Origin of the sequence: Streptomyces sp. NPDC005808, assembly GCF_042871385.1 — a bacterium.
Lineage (GTDB): Bacteria > Actinomycetota > Actinomycetes > Streptomycetales > Streptomycetaceae > Streptomyces.
In genome coordinates, this window is the sequence record NZ_JBIAIK010000016.1 from 184,078 (window position 1) to 202,659 (window position 18,582).

The window sequence follows — 18,582 nt, forward strand, 5'->3', positions numbered from 1 at the left end:
GAGGCAGTCACCCAGCGTCACACTGAGAGGGAGAGGAGCGCGCGTCGTGGAGTGGTTCGTCGCACCCGAGTACTGGCTGAGCCGGCTGGTCTTCCAGCGGGCGCTCGCCGTGCTGTACCTCGTCGCGTTCCTGGGCGCGGCGCTGCAGTTCCGCGCGCTGATCGGGGAGCGCGGGATGCTGCCGGTCCCCCGCTTCGTGGCACGGACGCCGTTTGGCCGGGCGCCCAGTGTGTTCCAACTGCGCTACTCGGACCGCTTCTTCGCGGCCTGGTGCTGGACGGGCTGCGCGGTCTCGGTGGCGCTGATCGCGGGCCTGGACTCACACCTTCCGCTCTGGGGCGGCATGTTGCTGTGGCTGGTCCCGTGGGTGCTGTACCTGTCCGTCGTCAACGTCGGTCAGACCTGGTACGCGTTCGGCTGGGAGTCGCTGCTCCTGGAGGTGGGATTCCTCGCCGTCTTCCTCGGCAACGACGAGGTGGCTCCGCCCGTCGTCGTCCTCTTCCTGCTGCGCTGGGTGCTGTTCCGTGTCGAGTTCGGCGCCGGGCTGATCAAGATGCGGGGCGACGAGTGCTGGCGGAAGCTGACCTGCCTCGACCACCACCACGAGACCCAGCCGATGCCGGGCCCGCTGAGCTGGTTCTTCCACCACCTCCCCAAGGCGTTCCACCGGGTCGAGGTGGCGGCCAACCACGTCACCCAACTGGTCGTGCCCGTGCTGCTGTTCACCCCGCAGCCGATCGCCACGGCCGCCGCCTCGCTGATGATCCTCACCCAGTTGTGGCTGATCCTGTCCGGCAACTTCTCCTGGCTGAACTGGATCACGATCGTGCTGGCCCTGGCGGCCGTCGAGTTCCCGAGCACCGCACCGGACGTTTCCGGGACCCCGCTCTGGTACGAGGTCGTGGTCCTCGCCGTGGCCGCCGCGCTGCTGGCGCTCAGCTACCGCCCGGTCCGCAACATGCTGTCCCGGCGCCAGGTCATGAACCGCTCCTTCGACCCGCTCCATCTGGTCAACACCTACGGAGCGTTCGGCAGTGTCAGCAGAGTGCGCCACGAGGTGATCGTCGAGGGCACGGCGGACGAGCTGCCACGGAAGGACTCGGACTGGCGGGAGTACGAGTTCAGGGGCAAGCCGGGCGATCCTCGCCACTGGCCGCGCCAGTTCGCGCCGTACCATCTGCGGCTCGACTGGATGATGTGGTTCGCGGCGCTCTCCCCCGCGTACGCGGACGCCTGGTTCGGCGGTCTCGTGGAGCGGCTTCTGGAGAACGACCGGGACACGCTACGGCTGCTGCGCCGCTCCCCGTTCCCCGCCGACGCCCCGCCCCGCCATGTCCGCGCGAGCCTCTACCGTTACCGCTACACGACCTGGCACGAACTGCGCGAGTCGGGTGCGTGCTGGCACCGGACGTACGTACGCGAGTTCCTGCCGCCGACCCGGCTCGATTCGGTGGCTCAGAGGCGGTAGACGCGGGTGGCGGTGTCCGTGAAGACCTGCGCACGCTCGGCAGCGCTCAGACCGGTGGTCAACTCCTGTGCGGTGTCGGCCACTTGTTCGTAGGTCGCCGCCAGGATGCACACCGGCCAGTCGGAGCCGAACATCAGGCGGTGGGGTCCGAAGGCGTCCAGGACGGTGTCCGCGTACGGGCGCAGGTCCTCGGTCGTCCACTTCGCGTGGTCCGCCTCCGTCACCATGCCCGAGAGCTTGCACACCGTGTTGGGCCGGGCGGCGAGGGCGCGGACGTCGGATGACCACGGTTCGAACTCGCCCGCGGCGATGGGCGGCTTGCCCACGTGGTCCAGTACGAAGGTGAGTTCGGGCAGCAGCGCCGCCACCTCCGCGCAGGAGGGCAGCTGGTGGGGCTGGACGATCAGGTCATAGACGAGCCCCGCCTCCGCGATGGCCGAAAGTCCGCGCCGCACGTCCGGGCGCAGCAGCCACTGGGGGTCCGGCTCCCCCTGGACCTGATGGCGGATGCCCTTGAGATACCGGCCGCCCGGCAACTCCCGCAGCCGCGCGAGCTCGTCGGCGACATCGGGGGCGGTCAGGTCGGTCCAGCCGACCACTCCCCCGATCAGCTCGCTCTGCGCCGCGAGGGCGAGGAACTCCGGGGTCTCCGCCGCAACGGTGATCGTCTGCACGAGAACGGTGCGGTCGACTCCGGCGGCCCGCGCTTGAGGTTCGAGGTCGGCGATGGTGAAGTTCCGCCGCAGGGGCTGGAGTTCGGGTCCGGTGATCCAGTCCTGGTCCCGTACGGAGAGGTCCCAGACGTGGTGGTGGGCGTCGACGGTCATGGCAGCTCCCATACGACGGGCAGGGCTGCCTCCGCGCCCTGGCCCGAGTAGTCGTGTACGGCGTCGAGAAGTTGCGTCATTCTCGCCTGCCAGGCGATGTTGACGGGCAGCTTCTCCAGTTCGGCGAGCATCTTGCCGTAGTCCTCGCACTCCACGAGGTGGAAGAGGTCGGTGCCGCTGCGCCAGATGGTCCAGGAGGTGGCCCCCGCGGCCCGGATCGCCCTGGTCAGTTCGGCCGGGACCTTGAGATGGGCGGCTTCGTACTCGGCAATGCGGTCCGCGCGGACCTTGGTGTGCAGCGCGACTCTCATGACGGCTCCTGTACGGGTACGGGGGCATCGGAGGGCAGCAGGTTCTCGGCGCGCAGTTCCTGCCAGAAGGCCGCGGGTACCGGCGCAGCGAACTGCTCGGCACAGTCGCGGACTTCGTACGGTGAGCGGGCGCCGACGAGGACGCTGGCCACCGTCGGGTGGGCGGCCGGGAAAGCCAGGGCGGCGGCGCGCAGGGTCGTGCCGTGCCGTTCGGCGATCTCCTTCAGCCGCAGGGCGCGGTCCAGCAACTCGGGTGACGCTGCGGCGTAGTTGTATGTCGCCCCCGGTCGCGGGTCGGCCAGCAGGCCGGAGTTGAAGGCGCCGCCGATGACGACGGAGGTGCCGCGCTCCTCGGCGGCAGGCAGCAGGTCGGTGAGCGCGCGGTGGTCGAGCAGGGTGTACCGGCCCGCGCACAGGACCACGTCGACGTCCGTGTCGCGTACGAAGCGGGTCAGCATCTCGGTCTGGTTCATGCCGGCGCCGATCGCGCCCAGCACGCCTTCCGCGCGCAGCTTCTCCAGGGCCGGGTAGGCCTCGCGGAATGCCTGCTCGGCGTGGTCGTCCGGGTCGTGGAGGTAGACGGCGTCCACGTGGTCGAGGCCGAGCCGTTCGAGGCTGGCGTCCAGGCTCCGCCTGATGCCGTCCGCGCTGAAGTCCCAGACACGACGGTGGGTGGCGGGCACGGCGAAGCCGTTGTCCAGGTCGTCGCCGCCGGAACCCGCGGACGCGGGTTCCAGGCGGCGGCCCACCTTGGTGGAGACGGTGTACTCGGAGCGCGGCCGGTCGCGCAGGGCCCCGCCGAGACGCCGCTCTGCGAGGCCGAGGCCGTAGTGCGGGGCCGTGTCGAAGTAGCGGATGCCGCCCGACCAGGCGGCGTCCACAGCCTCGTACGCCTGCTCGTCGCTCACGGCGGTGAACAGGTTGCCGATGGCCGCGGCACCGAAGGACAGGGGGCTGACCTCGACGCCGCTCTTCCCGAGCATGCTCACTGGCCCGCCGGGCGCAGCCGCAGGCCCTGCATACCGCCGTCGACGGCCAGTGACGTACCCGTGGTGGAGCCGGCCAGCGGGCTCGCCAAGTAGGCGATGGCGCCCGCGACTTCGGCTGCCGAGACGAGGCGGCCGGAGGGCTGGCGGGCCTCCAGGGCGGCGCGTTCGGCGGCGGGGTCGGGGGCCGCGTCCAGGAGGCGGCTGACCCAAGGCGTGTCCGCCGTGCCGGGGTTGACGCAGTTGACGCGAATGCCTTCGCGGAGGTGGTCGGCGGCCATCGCGAGGGTGAGGGAGAGGACGGCGCCCTTGCTGGCGGAGTACAGGGCGCGCTGCGGGAGTCCCGCGGTGGCCGCGATGGAGCAGGTGTTCACGATCGCGGCGTGCGCGGAGGCACGCAGGTGGGGCAGGGCCGCGCGGGTCGTGCGGACGATGCCGAGGACGTTGACGTCCAGGACCCGGTGCCACTGCTCGTCGTCGTTGTCCTCCACGGTGCCCGCGGCGCCGATGCCCGCGTTGTTGACCAGAATGTCGAGTCCGCCCAGCTCCGCGACGGCGGCGGCAACCGCCTCGCGCACGGACGCGTCGACGGAGACGTCGGCGCGGTAGCCGAGGAGCGGCTTCTCGACGGACGACGGGTCCAGGTCGAGGACGGCGACCTGGGCGCCGCGGTCGGCGAGGAGGTCGGCGGCGGCCCGGCCGATTCCGGAGGCGCCACCTGTGACGAGTGCCTTGAGTCCTTCGAAGTCGGTCATGCCGCTGCTCCCTTCGGGTCGGTGAGTGACTGCTGGGCGAGGTCGGCGGCCCAGAAGGTGCCGTGGGGGAAGGTGAACTCCGCGATGGACTCGGGCCGCATGGTGGCCGAGAAGCCGGGTGCGGCGGGCGCCGCGTAGTGACCTTCGCGTATCACCACCGGGTCCAGGAAGTGACCGTGCAGGTGGTCGACGTACTCGATGACCCGGTCCTCGGTGGTCCCGGAGAGGGCCACGAAGTCGAACATCGAGAGGTGCTGGACGAGTTCACACAGGCCGACCCCGCCCGCGTGCGGGCAGACCGGCACGCCGAACTTGGCGGCGAGCAGCATGATGGCGAGGTTCTCGTTGACGCCGCCGACGCGGGCGGCGTCGATCTGCAGGACGTCGATGGCGCCGGCCTGGAGGAGCTGCTTGAAGATGATGCGGTTCTGGACGTGCTCGCCGGTGGCGATCTTGACCGGTGCGACGGCCTTGCGGATGGCGGCGTGGCCGAGGACGTCGTCGGGGCTGGTGGGCTCCTCGACCCAGTAGGGCTCGTACTCGGCGAGGGCCTTGGTCCAGGCGATGGCCTCGTCCACGTTCCAGCGCTGGTTGGCGTCGACCGCGATGCGGATGTCCGGGCCGACCACGGAGCGGGCGACCCGGCAGCGGCGTACGTCGTCCGCCAGGTCGGCGCCCACCTTCAGCTTGATCTGGGTGAAGCCGTCGGCGACGGCCTGGGCGGCGAGGCGGGTGAGCTTCTCGTCGCTGTAGCCGAGCCAGCCGGGTGAGGTGGTGTAGGCGGGGAAGCCGCGCTCGACGAGCCGGGCCTGCCGGTCCTGGGCGCCTTGTTTGCCGCGCCGCAGCAGGTCCAGCGCCTCGTCGGGGGTGAGCGCGTCCGTGATGTAGCGGAAGTCGACCTGCCCCACCAGCCACTCGGGTTCGGCGTCGGCGAGCAGCTGCCACAGCGGTTTGCCCGCGCGCTTGGCCACCAGATCCCATACGGCGTTGACGACGGCGCCGATCGCCATGTGCATCACGCCCTTCTCGGGACCGAGCCAGCGCAGCTGGCTGTCGCCGATCAGGTCGCGGCCCAGGGAGCCCGGGTCGGCGCACAGCTCGTCGACGGACCGCCCGACCACATGCCCGCGCAGCGCGTCGATCGCGGCGACCTGGACATCGTTGCCCCGCCCGATGGTGAAGGTGAAACCGTGCCCCTCGATGCCGTCGGCAGCGTCGGTGCGCAGGACGACGTACGCCGCCGAATAGTCGGGGTCCGGGTTCATCGCGTCGGAGCCGTCGAGCTCGCGCGAGGTGGGGAAGCGGATGTCGTAGGTGTCGACCGCGGTGACGCGGGCGGGGATCGGGGACACGGAAGGCCTTTCGATCGGTGACAGGGGATCCTCGGTGACCGTGCGGCGGCGAGGCGTCAGTCCTGGGCGCGGCCGGTGGTCACGCGGGCGATCATCAGGGCGACGAGGATGATTCCGCCGTAGATGGCCTGGATCCAGAAGGACGGCACCTGGGCGAGCGTGAGCAGGTTCTGTACGACGCCGAGGAGCAGGACGCCGGTCAGGGCGCCGAACATGGTGCCCTTGCCGCCGTCGAGGCTGATGCCGCCGATGACCGCGGCCGCGAACACGGTGAAGATCATGTTGTTGCCCTGGTTGGCGCTGATCGCCCCCACGTACCCGGTCTGCATGATTCCGCCGACGGCGGCGAGGACGCCCGCGACGACGAAGACGCCGAGCATCACGCTCTCGACGCGGATACCGGCCGCCCGGGCCGCGTCCGCGTTGCCGCCGATGGCGTACAGGGCGCGGCCGATGCGGTGGTACCTGAGGATCAGGCCCGTGACGCCGAAGGCCACGGCGGCCAGCCACACCGACATCGGGATGCTCAGGAAGGTGGTGGTGGCCAGCGAGAAGAACGAGTCGGGCATCCCGAACAGCGTCTTGCCCTCCGTGGCGCCGACCAGCAGCCCGCGCAGGACGATCAGCATCGCGAGGGTGACGATGAACGCGTTGAGCTTGAGCTTCACGACCAGGATGCCGTTGAAGGCGCCGACGACACCGCCCACGACGAGCATCGCGAGGATGGCGAGCGCCACGGGGAACTCCGTGCCCCAGCCGGACTGGGCGACGGGCAGCACGAGCAGCGCGCCGACGGCCGGTGCGATGCCGACGACCGACTCCAGCGACAGGTCGAACTTGCCGGTGATGAGGACGAGCGACTCGGCGAGCACCACCATCGCGAGTGCCGCCGAGGCGCCCAGGATGGAGATCAGATTGCGCTCGGTGAGAAAGGAGTCGTTGACGAACGCACCGAGCACCAGAAGCAGCAACAGGGCTGGTACGAGGGCGAGTTCGCGAGCCCGGCGGAGCAGTACCGCCTTGGCCGCGCGCGGGTCGGGGACTCGTACGGGGGTGGCGGTAGAGGCCGACGGGGCCTTCGTGTCAGCCATGGTCCACTCCTTCGATGGAGGCGATGAGCTCGTGGTCGCGCCAGCCGGCGGGGTGTTCGGCGACGACGCGGCCGTGGAAGAGGACGAGGACCCGGTCGCAGCGGCGCAGGTCGTCGAGTTCGTCGGAGACGACGAGGACCGCGGTGCCGTCCTCGCTGGCGGAGTCCACACGGGACAACAGGGACTCCTTCGACTTCACGTCGACGCCCGCGGTGGGGTTGATGAGGACGAGAAGGCGCGGGTCGGAGGCGAGGGCGCGGGCCATGACGACCTTCTGCGCGTTGCCTCCGGAGAGGTCGGAGACGGGCTGCTCGGGGCCTTCGGTGTGGATGTCGAGGCGTTCGATCAGCTCGGTGGCGAAGCCGCGTTTGCGGTCGGTGCCGATGAAACCGTAGCGGCCCAGGCGGTTCAGGACGGTCATGGTGGCGTTGTCGCCGATGGTCATCCCGGAGACGAGGCCCTGGTCGTGCCGGTCGCGCGGGACGAAGCCGACGCCCGCCTTGAGCGTGGCCTGTACGTCGCCGAACGGGAGCCGCTCGCCGTCGAGTTGAACGGTGCCGCCGGTCGGCGTGTGCAGCCCGGCGAACGACTCGGCCAGCTCGATCTTCCCGCTCCCGCTGGAGCCGGCCAGGCCGACGACCTCGCCGCGGCGGACGGTGAGATCGACGTTCTCGTAGGCGTCCGAGGTGAGCCCCTTGGCGTCGAGGATGACCGGCGCCTCCTGGTCCGTCTTCCTGATCTGAACGGACCTTTCGGCGATCACCTCTCCCGCCATGGCCTCCACCAGCGCCGCGCGCGGCAGTTCGGCGACCGGCGCGGTGGTGATCCAGCGGGCGTCACGCAGGACCGTGACCGTCTGGCACACCTCGTACACCTCCTGGAGGTGGTGCGAGATGAACAGGAAGGTGACGCCGGAGTCCTGGAGTGCGCGCATGCGGGTGAAGAGCCGCTCGATCTCGCGGTTGTCGAGCTGCGCGGTCGGCTCGTCAAGCACGATGAAGCGGGCGCCGAAGCTCAACGCCCGTGCGATCTCCACCATTTGGCGGTCCTCGACCTTGAGGTCGGCGGTCCGCGCGTCCGGGTCGACGTGCACGTCCCAGGTGTCCAGGACCTCCGCGGCCTCGGATTTCAGCCTGCGCCAGCTGATGAGGCCCCCGCGCCCGGTCGGCTGCCGGTTGATGAAGAGGTTCTCGGCGACCGTCAACTCCGGCACGACGGTGGGTTTCTGGTAGACGCAGGCCACCTTGCGGCGCCAGGCGTCGCGGTCGGCGAGCGGGGGTGCCGGCTCGCCGTCGAAGCGAACCGTGCCCTCGTCGGCGGCCTGGAGGCCGGTGAGGATGGTGACGAGAGTGGACTTGCCCGCGCCGTTGCGGCCGACGAGGGCGTGCGACTCACCGGGAAGAACGGTGAGCCGCCCGTCTTGGAGGGCGACGGTGGGGCCGTACCGCTTGGCCACCCCCCGTGCCTCCACCAATGGTGTAGTCATCAGACCGTGTTGCCCCAGAGTGAGGCGTCGTCCACGTTGTCCTTGGTCACCAGCGGCGCGGGCAGCTGGTCCTCGAGGATGCCGCTGGGCAGCTTGACGATCTCGGAGTCGTGGTCGGTCGGGCCGGGCTTGAAGGTCTTCCCCTGCATGGCCGCCTTGATGTAGTACATGCCGTACTTGGCGTAGAGGTCGGCGGGCTGCGAGACGGTGGCGTCTATCTCGCCCTTGCGGATGGCGTCGTACTCCTGCGGGATGCCGTCGTTCGAGACGATGGTGATGTGGCCCGCCTGACCGACCGTCTTCAGCATTCCCTTGGACTTGAGGGTCTGCAGGGTGGGCGCGAGGTAGACGCCGCCCGCCTGCATGTAGATGCCCTTGATGTCCGGGTTGGCGTTCAGAAGGGTGTCCAGCTTGGAGGCCGCGGTGTCGGACTCCCACTTGGCCGGGATCTCCAGGACCGACAGCTTCGGGTACTTCTCCTTGACGCAGGAGCGGAAGGCCTCCGAGCGCTCACGTCCGTTGACGGACGCCAGGTCGCCCATGATCTGCACGACCTTGCCGGACTTGACCTGCGCCCCGAGGTACTCGCAGGCCTTCTCGCCGTACGCCACGTTGTTGGCGCGTACGACCATGGCGACCTTGCCCTTCTCGGGCGCCACGTCGACGGCGACCACGGGGACGCCCTTGCGCTCGGCCTGGTCGAGGCCGGCGGCGATCGCGGCGCTGTCCAGGGGGGCCACGACGATGCCCTCGACGCCCTGGTTGAGCTGGTTGTTGATGTCGGTGATCTGCTGCGACGGGTCGCTGTTGGAGTTGACGGTCTTGAGCGCGTCCACGCCTTCGGACTCCGCCATCTTCGGCACGTAGTCGTTGTACGACTGCCAGAACGGCGAGGTCAGCAGGGGCAGGATCACCCCGACCTTGCCGTTTCCGTCGCCTCCTGCGCCGCTCGAGGCGACGTCGTCCTTGGTGCTTCCGCAAGCCGCGAGCACGAGGGTGGCGCACGCGGCCGTAGCCGCCGCACGCACCGCTCGCGACGATATTCGCCTGTTCCGCACGGTTCTGCCGGGCATCTGACGGCTCCTCATTGAGCGAGTTCGAGCAGGACGCGTGGCCGGAGAGTCCCTCTTCCAGCCGCCGCGACGAATATTTATCAGACCACTTCGGGGTCACGACACCCCTCGACGCCAATTTTTCCTTGTTTTCGGCCGTAGTGGTCGGACCACTTGGCTGGTTAGACTGCGGCGCACCCCGGCATCAGGAGGAACAGGCGTGGACGAGCCCGCCCCGCAGAAGGGCACCGTGACGCAGCGCGCCATCGAGCGGATCAAGGCGATGATCGGCGAGGGCCGGCTGGAGCCGGGACAGCGACTGCCGACCGAGCGCGATCTGGCCGCCCAGCTGGGCATGTCCCGCAGCTCGATGCGCGAGGCGATCCGCGCGCTCACCGTCCTCGGGGTGCTGGAGGCGCGGCACGGATCGGGTATCTACGTCACGCAGCTGGAGGCCGGGGACCTCCTGGAGACCTTCGGCGTGGTGGCCGACCTGTCCCGGGGGCCTCGCCTGGTCGAGCTGCTGGAGATCCGCCGGATCCTGGAGTCGACGGCGACCGCGCTGGCCGCGGCGCGGATCACCGCGGACCAGCTCGCCGACGTGGAGAAACACCTCGCCGCGATGAACGCGACGGACGATCCGGAGGAGATCCTCTCGCACGACCTCGCCTTCCACCGCGCCATCGCCGGAGCGGCCGGAAACGAGACGATGGCGGCCATCCTGGAGGGCCTCTCCTCCCGCACCTTCCGCGCCCGGGTCTGGCGCGGCTATGAGGAGGAGGGCGCCTTCGAGCGCACCCGACGCGAGCACGCGGCGATCCACCGGGCGCTCGTCGCGCACGACCCGGAGGCGGCCAGGGCGGCCGCCGCCGCGCACGTGGGCGAGGTGGAACAGTGGCTGCGGTCCCAGCTCACGTCGAAGCCGGAACCGCCCACATCGGCCGAGCCGCGATAACCACGCCCGCACGGGGCGAGCCGCTACCACCACGGCCGGCGCCGGATGCCAAGAGCACGTCAGGCTCGCACCCGACGCACCCGACGCACCCCGGCCCGCACCGGACGCCGGGAGTTCCTCAGGCTCGCGACAGCCGTAGCGTCACCAGCTCGAAGGCACGCAGCCGCAGGGTGATCCGGTCGCCGTCCAGCTCGGGCACGGCGGCGTCCGCCAGCGGGCGCTCCAGCAGATCGGTCACCGTGACGCCGGCGGCCTCGAACCCCGTCGTCAGCGTGGCGCGCGTACGAGCACCGCGTGACTCGTGGAAGCGGACGATCACGTCACCGCTGCCGTCGTCGGCCAGCTTGAGCGCCGTCACGACGACGGCGTCCTGCTCGACGGCAACCAGCGGCGCGACCTCCCGGGAGCCGGTCACCCGGCGCTCCGGCAGGTTGATCCGCCATCCCTCACGCACCGCGTCCCCGATCGCCGCGCCCGCCACCAGCGCGTGCCGGAAACGGTGCACGCCCTGGTCCGTCTCGGGGTCGGGGAAGCGCGGGGCACGGAGCAGCGACACGCGCACGGTGGTGGTCGTCCCGGAGTCGGTGTCACGGACGGTCCGGGTCACGTCGTGCCCGTACGTCGAGTCGTTGACCAGGGCGACGCCCCAGCCGGGCTCCTCGATGTGCACGAACCGGTGGTTGCACGCCTCGAACTTGGCTGCTTCCCAACTGGTGTTGGTGTGCGTGGGCCGATGGAAGTGCCCGAACTGTGTCTCGGACGCATACCGTTCGGCGTGCACGTCGAGCGGGAAGGCGAGCTTGAGGAACTTCTCGGTCTCGTGCCAGTCGACCTCGGTGTCGATGCCGAGCCGCCGCTCCCCGGGCGCGAGCGACAGCACCTGGGTGACCCGCGACGCGCTGAAGGACCGGACGATCCGGACCGACACGCCGTCAGCGCCGGGCACGACCTCGTCGGCGTCGACCAGGTCGGTGACGGTGTTGCGGTAGAACTCGTCGACGTCCCAGGCGTCCCACATGTTCGGGAAGTCGGGGTGCAGTTGGAGCAGGTTCGCGGCCTGACCCGGCGCGACCGTCTCCCGGTCGGCCTCGATGTCGTACGCCGACACGACGAGCCCCCGCGCGTCGATACCGACCCGCAGCAGCCCGTTGTCGAGCAGGAACCCGCCGTTGACGCGGGGCGCGAGTGCGACGCCGCCCTCGACGGCCGGGGTCCGCGCGCCGCCCGCCGGGACGCCCTCGCGCAGGTGCGGCGCCGAGTTGAAGACGAGGTCCGTGGAGCCCTCGCCGGCCAGGGCGCGCTGGGCCGCGTCGATGATGCCGTTCAGCTCGGCCGCGAGACGCTCGTAGGTGGCGCGCGCCTCGCGGTGCACCCAGGCGATGGAGGAGCCGGGCAGGATGTCGTGGAACTGGTGCAGCAGCACCGTCTTCCAGATGCGGTCCAACTCCTCGTGCGGATAGGGGAATCCGGTCCGTACGGCCGCGGTCGCCGCCCACAGTTCGGCCTCGCGCAGGAGGTGTTCGCTGCGCCGGTTGCCCTGCTTGGTCCTGGCCTGGCTGGTGAGTGTGGCGCGGTGCAGTTCGAGGTACAGCTCGCCGACCCATACGGGGGCGCCCGGGTATTCGGCCTCCGCCTTCTTGAAGAAGTCCTCGGGCGTCTCCCACACCACCGTGGCGGAACCTTCGAGGTCCTTCAGGCGGGCGGCCTTCGCGATCATCTCCCGCGTCGTGCCGCCGCCTCCGTCGCCCCAGCCGGTCGGGGCGAGGGAGTGCCGGGCGACGCCCTTGTCCTTGAAGTTGCTCGCCGCGTGGGCGATCTCGCTGCCCTTCATGGAGCAGTTGTAGGTGTCGACGGGCGGGAAGTGCGTGAAGATGCGGGTGCCGTCGATGCCCTCCCACTGGAAGGTGTGGTGCGGGAACTTGTTCGTCTGCGACCAGGAGATCTTCTGAGTCAGCAGCCACTTGGAGCCGGCCGCCTTGATGATCTGGGGCAGCCCGGCCGCGAAGCCAAAGGTGTCGGGCAGCCAGGCCTCGTCGTTCTCGATGCCGAACTCTTCGAGGAAGAACCGCTTGCCGTGCACGAACTGACGGGCCATCGCCTCCGAGCCCGGCATGTTCGTGTCCGACTCGACCCACATGCCGCCCGCGGGCACGAACCGCCCGTCGGCGACGGCCTTCTTGACCTTCGCCCACACCTCCGGCCGGTGCTCCTTCACCCAGGCCCACTGCTGGGCCTGGGACATGGCGAAGATGAACTCGGGCTCGTCCTCGATCAGCGCGGTCATGTTGGAGGTCGTCCGGGCGACCTTGCGGACCGTCTCGCGCAGCGGCCACAGCCACGCCGAGTCGATGTGCGCGTGCCCGACGGCGCTGATCCGGTGCGCGGAGGGCACGGCGGGCTCGGCCAGCACCCCGGCCAGCCGTGAACGCGCCGCTTCCGCCGTGCCGTTGACGTCCTGGAGGTCGACGGCGTCCAGCGCCCGTTCCACGGCCCGCAGGATGTCCCAGCGCCGCGCGGAGTCCACCGGCAGCTCGGCCATCAGCTCGCCGAGCACCTCCAGGTCGAGGACGAGCTGCCACACGTTCTCGTCGAAGACCGCGAGGTCCATCCGCTCCAGCTTGTACTGCGGCTCAGTGCCCGCCGTCTCCTTGTCGCCCAACTGCGTGGGCAGGAAGGGGTGGTAGTCGAGAATGACCGGGTTGGAGGCGGCCTCGATGTGCAGCCGGACCTCCTCGCCGCCCTCGACGGGGGCGCCGATTCTGACCCACTGGTTGCGCGGGTTGAGCCCCTTCACCGGTGTCCCGTCGGGCCGGTAGACGAGCCCCTCGCACTGGAAGCCGGGCATGTTCTCGTCGAAGCCGAGGTCCAGCAGGGCCTCGACGGTCCTGCCGGCCCACGCCGCCGGGACGGTCCCGGTGACCCGGAACCAGCTGGTGCCCCACGGAACACCCCAGCGCGCGCCCACCTCGATCGGCTCCGTTGCGGCGGCCAGCCCTTCGGCCACCGGCACCGGCTCGCCCGGCGCGTGCCACACCGCGACCTCCAGCGGTACGGACTCTGGGTACACGGCGGGACGTATGCGCTCGTCGAGAACGCGCTTGAGGCGGGCTTCGACCAGGGTGCGGTCGTCATGCATGAGAGTGCTCCGTGGGTGAGGTGGTGCCTGTTACCAGGTGTGCGTGGTCGTGCTGGGGTTCGAGACGGTGAACAACTCCCCCACCGCACGCAGTTCGAACCGTGCCGCCGTCTCTCCCTGCTCAGGGACGAGACCGCCGACATAGAACGCGCGCTGGCAGGTGCCACCGAGGAAGCGGCGGGTGCCGTCGGGAAGCGTCCGGTAGAGCTCGTAGTGGCGTACGGGCCCGGGGGCGCCGTCCCAGGCGAAGCGCAGGTTGCCCGTGTCGGCGTCGGTGACCCGCAGGCCGGTCGGCTCGGCGGGGGTCACCACCTCGTCGCGCACCGCGAGCCCGCCCAGCCGCCAGCGCACCGGACCGCTCGTGGCGGTGAGCCGGACGCCGAGAGCACGTATCTCCCCCGTCAGTCCCGTCAGCCGCACGGTCGAGGTCTCCCAGCCGTCGCCCGTGCTCACGGGGAAGTACGTGTACGGGGGCTCCCCTCCCGCCGTCTCCGGCTCGGCGGTGGCGACGGCCAGCTCGACCTGCACGCTTCCGGAGTCGGCTCGGTGGGTCAGCTCGACCACCGTGTCCGCGCAGAGCGGCAGCCGGGTCCCGTACAGGTCCAGCGTGGTCGGGGCGTCGAGGGCGCCGTCGACCAGGACACTGTTCCCGCCGCGCCAGGCGTCCGCGAAGTCGAAGGTGACGGTGGGGCGTTGGCCCTCGGTGCGCACAACCCAGCGGCGGGACGGCAGCCGGTCCTGGAGGCCGAGGTGGTTCCATGCCGCGTCCGAGGTCGCCGCGCCGTCCTCGTACCACTTCAGACCGTGGCCGGTGTTGAAGGCGGTCGCGAAGGGGACGGAGGTGACAGTCGATCGGTCGGCGACGGAGACGGCCGGGGCTCGCCAGGTGGCCGTCAGGTTGGGCTTGGAGGGGTCGAGGGTGGCGCCGGTCCAGAACAGGTCGTCGGAGGCGTGGAAATCGCCGGGGGTACGGCTCGCGGGCAGGTGGTTGCGGGTCCACTCGGGCCGGTAGAAGCCGATGGAGGTGACGTGGGCCGCGGTGGTCGGCACGATGGCGTTCCAGTTGACCGACTTGCTCGTGCCGCTGGCCTCCACATCGACGCCCGTCCACAACTCGTAGCGGCTGCGCCCGAGTTGCTGCGCCAGCGTGCCGGAGGAGGCCAGGGTGGTCGCCGACCAGCGGAAGTCGATGAACATCGAGTCGGCGGACTGGAAGAAGGGCTGGTTCTGGCTGTTCAGTGCGCCCTGCCAGCTCACCGAGCCGCCGACGGTCATCGAGTCGTACCAGGTGACCCGCTGCCCCTTCGCCGTGCCCAGCGCCTTGAGCTCCTTCAGGAAGCCGACCATGTCGGTGGCGAGCGCGGCGTTTCCACCACTCGTCTCGGCGTTGACGAACCAGCCGTCGAAGCCGTACGCCTCGGCGACGGCGACGAGTTGCGCGGCCAGCGGGTAGTGCCCGGTGGCGTCCTTCTGGACCAGGTCGCGGGTCCACTGGAGCTGTCCCCCGTACGCGACGGGGGGCAGGAAGACGTTGCCGAGGACGGGCACACCGTGGCGGTGGGCCGCGTCGACGACGGGTGCGTTCGGGGCGAGGATCAGGCCCTCGCCCGACGAGCCGCCCCAGAAGATGAGTTCGTCGACGTACGCCCAGTGGGTGAGCGCGTAGTAGTCGGCGGTGGCCGCGCCCTGCGAGGGGTTGCTCGCCGTGGGGCCGAAGGAGACCAGGGACTGGATGCGGGCCTGGTCGGCGCGGGCGGTGGTGTTCGCCGGGGTGGGCGTGATGCGCGCGGCGAGCGGCACGGACGCGGCGTTGAACGCCAGGTCGGCGTCGGTCGCGGCGCTCCAGGTCTTGAGGCTGCGCCAGGTGATGCCGGTACCCGGGGTGCCGGCGGGCAGCGAGTCGGGGTACCAGTAGGAGGCGTACGGCTGGAGGTCGCGGGTGGCGGCGACGGCCCTCCCGGCGAGGCCGGGGACCAGTCCGGCGGCGACGCCGGCTCCGGCGAGCAGAACGGTGCGTCTGCTGAGGTTCACGGTGTGCTCCGCATGAGTCGTGGGGACGGGCTACTCGGTGACCTGATCGGGCGTGACGACTTCGGTGATGCCACGGGCCGCGAGGTGTTCCTTGTCGTCGGCGCGGCTCGCGAGAACGGTGGTGGGGCGGGCCCCGCCGGCGGTCAGCCGGGCGAAGGCCTCGAAGACCTGCCCACCCGGAGCACAGACCGAACGGCCACCCGAAGTGGTCTCGACCACTAGGGCCGTGGTCCGGGGTGCGGGTGCGTACTCGCGCCGCTCCTCGATGATCCGCGCGATGGTCTCGCCGGCGGGCTTGGTCTTCCGGTCGTTGGTCAACAGGCCGAGGCTGTACTCGAGTTCGGGGAAGTCGGCGAGGTCGCGGCTCACGTCGTGCGAGCACCACCAGGTGACGCCCCAGACGTCGGGGCAGTCGAGGGCGTTCTCGACGGTCGCCTCGGTGAACGCCGCCGCGTGCTCGGCCGGGATCAGCGGGGCGGGCGCGCCGACCTCCTGGAGCCACACCGGACGGTGCGGGTCCTGCGCCCACGCCTTGGACAGCTCGATGAGGTACGCGGCGTGGTGTTCGGTGGCGACGCCGGTCCGGCCGTGGCGCTGAGCCGTACCGTTGAACACCCAGGAGTGCACGGCGGTGACCGCGCCGAGCCGCGCCGAGTGCTCGGGGGTGAACGGCTGGTCGTCCTGGTACCAGGCGGCGTCGTACGAGGCGTGCAGATGCAGTTTGCCGGGCGCGCCTTCCTCGCAGGCGTCGAGCAGCCGCCGCAGCCAGGCCCCTGCCTGGTCCGGCGTGATGCGGTCCGGGTCGGGATGCGGACCGGCCGCGAACTGGTTGACCTCGTTGCCGATGGTCATGCCGATGAAGTTCGGCCGGTCGGCGAGCGCGGCGGCGAGCACCCGCAGGTACTCGGCTTCTCCCTCGACCACCGCCGGGTCGCTGAAGATGTTCCGCCGGTGCCAGGTCTGGGTCCACGCGGGCAGGAAGTCGAAACTCGACAGGTGCCCCTGCAGACCGTCGACGTTGACGTCGAGCCCGCGTTCGGCGGCGGCGTCGGCGAGCGCGACGAGCTGCTCGACGGCGCGCGGGCGGATCAGGGTGCGGTTGGGCTGGAAGTAGGGCCACAGCGGGAAGACCCGGATGTGGTCCAGGCCGAGCGCGGCGATCGAGTCGAGATCGGCGCGTACGGCGTCGAGGTCGAAGTCGAGCCAGTGGTGGAACCACCCGACGGTCGGGGTGTAGTTGACGCCGAAGCGCACGGCAGCAGGCATGCAGAGTCCTGATTCATGAGCGGGAACACGGGAGGTCAGCCCTTGACCGCGCCCTCGCCGACTCCGCGGAAGAAGTACCGCTGGAGACAGGCGAAGAGGGCGATCAGCGGTGCCACGGCGATGATCGTGCCGGCGGCGACGAGCCGTTCGTCGTTGGCGAAGGTGCCGTGCAGATAGTTGAGGCCGATGGTCAGGGTGAACTTCGAAGGATCGCTGAGCACGATGAGCGGCCACAGGAAGTCGTCCCAGGCGCCCATGAAGGCGAAGATCGCGACGACGGCGAGGGTCCCCTTCACCGACGGCAGCGCGATCCGCAGGAACCGCTGCCAGGCGTTCGCCCCGTCGACGAAGGCCGCCTCCTCGATCTCGTACGGCAGGTTGAGGAAGGCGTTGCGCATCAGCAGGACGTTCATGGAGCTGACACAGGCGGGCAGCAGCACCCCGATGAGGGTGTTGTTCAGGCCGAGTTCCCGCATGGTGGTGAACTGGGCGATGATGATGCTCTCTGTGGGGACCAGCATCGCGAGGATGAAGACGAGGGTGGCCACGCGCCGGCCCCGGTAACGCATCCGGGCCAGTGCGTAGCCTGCGAGGGCCGAACCGATGCAGTTCGTCACGACGTTGGCGCCCGCGACCTTCAACGAGTTGAAGGCGTAGTCCCAGACCGGGATGGTCTCGGCGACCCGGTCGTAGTTGTGGAGGGTCGGGTGGCTCGGCAGGAACTTGGGCGTCGAGCTGTAGATGTCCTCGGTCGGGCCCTTGAGCGAGGTGGACAGCTGCCACAGGAAGGGCCCGACGGTGAGGGCGAGCACGGCGAGCAACAGCAGGTAGCGCAGGGCGAGTTCCCAGGCGCGTACGCGGCGGCCCTGCTCGTCGGTGACACGTCGGCGGGGCTTGCGCGGGGCTTTTGGCCGCTCGGCCGGGGGTGCCTTCTCCAGCACACTCACGCGTCCTCCTTCCGGTCGGCGCGCAGCACGAGCAGCATCAGCGCGACGGTGACGACGAAGACGACGACGGAGATGGCGGAGGCGTAGCCGACGCGGCCGGTCAGACCGGTGCCGGTGCGCTGGACGAGCATGACGAGGGTGGTGTCCTCGCCCGCCGGGCCGCCGTCCGGACCGGCCATCAGATAGACCTCGGAGAACACCTTGAAGGCGGCCACCGACGACAACGCGCCGACCAGCACCATCGTGGAGCGGACGGCGGGCACGGTGACCGTGAGGAAGCGGCGTACCGCGCCGGCGCCGTCCACCGAAGCGGCCTCGTGCAGCTCGCGCGGCACATTGGCGAGCGCGGCCAGATAAATGATCATGTAGTAGCCGAGGCCCTTCCAGACCGTGACGGCCATGGCGCTCAGCAGAAGCAGCCACTGGTCGCTGAGGAAGCCGACCTTGCCGACCCCTATCGCCTCCAACAGGGAGTTCACCAGGCCGCGTTCGTCCAGAAGCCACACCCAGATGAGCCCGACCACGACGATCGACGCGACCACCGGGGTGTAGAACGCCGACCGGAAGAAGGCGATGCCGGGGATGTTCTTCTGGACCAGCAGGGCGAGCAGCAGCGGCAGCAGGACGAGCGCGGGGACCACCCCGAGGACGTACAGCGTGCTGTTGCGCAGACCGATCCAGAACATGTCGTCGTGCAGCAGCTCCCGGAAGTTGGCCAGGCCCACGAACTCGCCGGGGATCAGGGTCCGGCGGTCGGTGAAGGAGTTGACCAGGGTGGAGACGAAGGGGTACAGGATGAAGACGCCGATGATCAGCATGCCGGGGGCGGCGAACAGCCAGGGGCTGGTAGGCAGTTGGCGCCTCACCCGGGTACTGCGGCGCCGGGCTCCGTCGGAGACGGTGGAAGAGCTCGCCATAT

The 18,582-nt window shown here is 70.2% G+C and carries 15 protein-coding genes; 2 read left to right on the forward strand and 13 right to left on the reverse strand.

The window, feature by feature from the left end:
• Positions 1-46: 46 nt before the first annotated feature.
• Complete coding sequence (locus ACFYPC_RS30260) at positions 47-1,468, forward strand: lipase maturation factor family protein (RefSeq protein WP_391889015.1); 1,422 nt, start codon at positions 47-49, stop codon at positions 1,466-1,468.
• Here the strand turns inward: ACFYPC_RS30260 and ACFYPC_RS30265 are convergent.
• The 8 genes from ACFYPC_RS30265 to ACFYPC_RS30300 are packed head-to-tail and all read right to left on the reverse strand — an operon-like array spanning position 1,456 to position 9,349.
• The gene (locus ACFYPC_RS30265) at positions 1,456-2,295 is read right to left on the reverse strand and encodes an amidohydrolase family protein (RefSeq protein WP_391889018.1); all 840 of its coding nucleotides are present in this window, start codon (positions 2,293-2,295) and stop codon (positions 1,456-1,458) included. The genes ACFYPC_RS30260 and ACFYPC_RS30265 overlap by 13 nt on opposite strands.
• Complete coding sequence (locus ACFYPC_RS30270; protein WP_391889020.1) at positions 2,292-2,606, reverse strand: L-rhamnose mutarotase; 315 nt, start codon at positions 2,604-2,606, stop codon at positions 2,292-2,294. The genes ACFYPC_RS30265 and ACFYPC_RS30270 overlap by 4 nt, the downstream gene beginning before the upstream one ends.
• Positions 2,603-3,595, reverse strand: a complete 993-nt coding sequence (locus ACFYPC_RS30275) for an aldo/keto reductase (RefSeq protein ID WP_391889022.1) — start codon at positions 3,593-3,595, stop codon at positions 2,603-2,605. The genes ACFYPC_RS30270 and ACFYPC_RS30275 overlap by 4 nt, the downstream gene beginning before the upstream one ends.
• Positions 3,592-4,347, reverse strand: a complete 756-nt coding sequence (locus tag ACFYPC_RS30280; RefSeq protein ID WP_391889025.1) for an SDR family NAD(P)-dependent oxidoreductase — start codon at positions 4,345-4,347, stop codon at positions 3,592-3,594. The genes ACFYPC_RS30275 and ACFYPC_RS30280 overlap by 4 nt, the downstream gene beginning before the upstream one ends.
• Positions 4,344-5,699 (reverse strand): L-fuconate dehydratase, encoded by a 1,356-nt coding sequence (locus ACFYPC_RS30285; protein ID WP_391889028.1) that lies wholly within the window; start codon positions 5,697-5,699, stop codon positions 4,344-4,346. The genes ACFYPC_RS30280 and ACFYPC_RS30285 overlap by 4 nt, the downstream gene beginning before the upstream one ends.
• 56 nt (positions 5,700-5,755) lie before the next feature.
• A complete protein-coding gene (locus tag ACFYPC_RS30290) occupies positions 5,756-6,790 on the reverse strand; it encodes an ABC transporter permease (RefSeq protein WP_391889031.1) in 1,035 nt (344 codons plus the stop codon).
• On the reverse strand, positions 6,783-8,276 hold the full coding sequence (locus ACFYPC_RS30295) for a sugar ABC transporter ATP-binding protein (protein ID WP_391889033.1): 1,494 nt from the start codon (positions 8,274-8,276) through the stop codon (positions 6,783-6,785). The genes ACFYPC_RS30290 and ACFYPC_RS30295 overlap by 8 nt, the downstream gene beginning before the upstream one ends.
• Complete coding sequence (locus tag ACFYPC_RS30300; RefSeq protein ID WP_391889036.1) at positions 8,276-9,349, reverse strand: sugar ABC transporter substrate-binding protein; 1,074 nt, start codon at positions 9,347-9,349, stop codon at positions 8,276-8,278. The genes ACFYPC_RS30295 and ACFYPC_RS30300 overlap by 1 nt, the downstream gene beginning before the upstream one ends.
• Positions 9,350-9,548: 199 nt before the next feature.
• On the opposite strand from ACFYPC_RS30300, the gene ACFYPC_RS30305 reads away from it, so the two are divergent.
• Positions 9,549-10,283, forward strand: coding sequence for a FadR/GntR family transcriptional regulator (locus tag ACFYPC_RS30305; protein WP_391889038.1), 735 nt, complete (start codon positions 9,549-9,551; stop codon positions 10,281-10,283).
• 118 nt (positions 10,284-10,401) lie between these two features.
• On the opposite strand, the gene ACFYPC_RS30310 is transcribed toward ACFYPC_RS30305, so the two are convergent.
• The 5 genes from ACFYPC_RS30310 to ACFYPC_RS30330 are packed head-to-tail and all read right to left on the reverse strand — an operon-like array spanning position 10,402 to position 18,580.
• Positions 10,402-13,419, reverse strand: a complete 3,018-nt coding sequence (locus ACFYPC_RS30310; protein WP_391889040.1) for an alpha-mannosidase — start codon at positions 13,417-13,419, stop codon at positions 10,402-10,404.
• 30 nt (positions 13,420-13,449) lie between these two features.
• Positions 13,450-15,450, reverse strand: a complete 2,001-nt coding sequence (locus ACFYPC_RS30315) for an endo-beta-N-acetylglucosaminidase (RefSeq protein ID WP_391889042.1) — start codon at positions 15,448-15,450, stop codon at positions 13,450-13,452.
• 30 nt (positions 15,451-15,480) lie between these two features.
• A complete protein-coding gene (locus ACFYPC_RS30320; protein WP_391889045.1) occupies positions 15,481-16,716 on the reverse strand; it encodes a glycosyl hydrolase in 1,236 nt (411 codons plus the stop codon).
• Between the two features lie 35 nt (positions 16,717-16,751).
• Positions 16,752-17,663, reverse strand: a complete 912-nt coding sequence (locus ACFYPC_RS30325) for a carbohydrate ABC transporter permease (protein WP_391889047.1) — start codon at positions 17,661-17,663, stop codon at positions 16,752-16,754.
• Positions 17,660-18,580 (reverse strand): carbohydrate ABC transporter permease, encoded by a 921-nt coding sequence (locus ACFYPC_RS30330; RefSeq protein WP_391889049.1) that lies wholly within the window; start codon positions 18,578-18,580, stop codon positions 17,660-17,662. The genes ACFYPC_RS30325 and ACFYPC_RS30330 overlap by 4 nt, the downstream gene beginning before the upstream one ends.
• Positions 18,581-18,582: the final 2 nt, after the last annotated feature.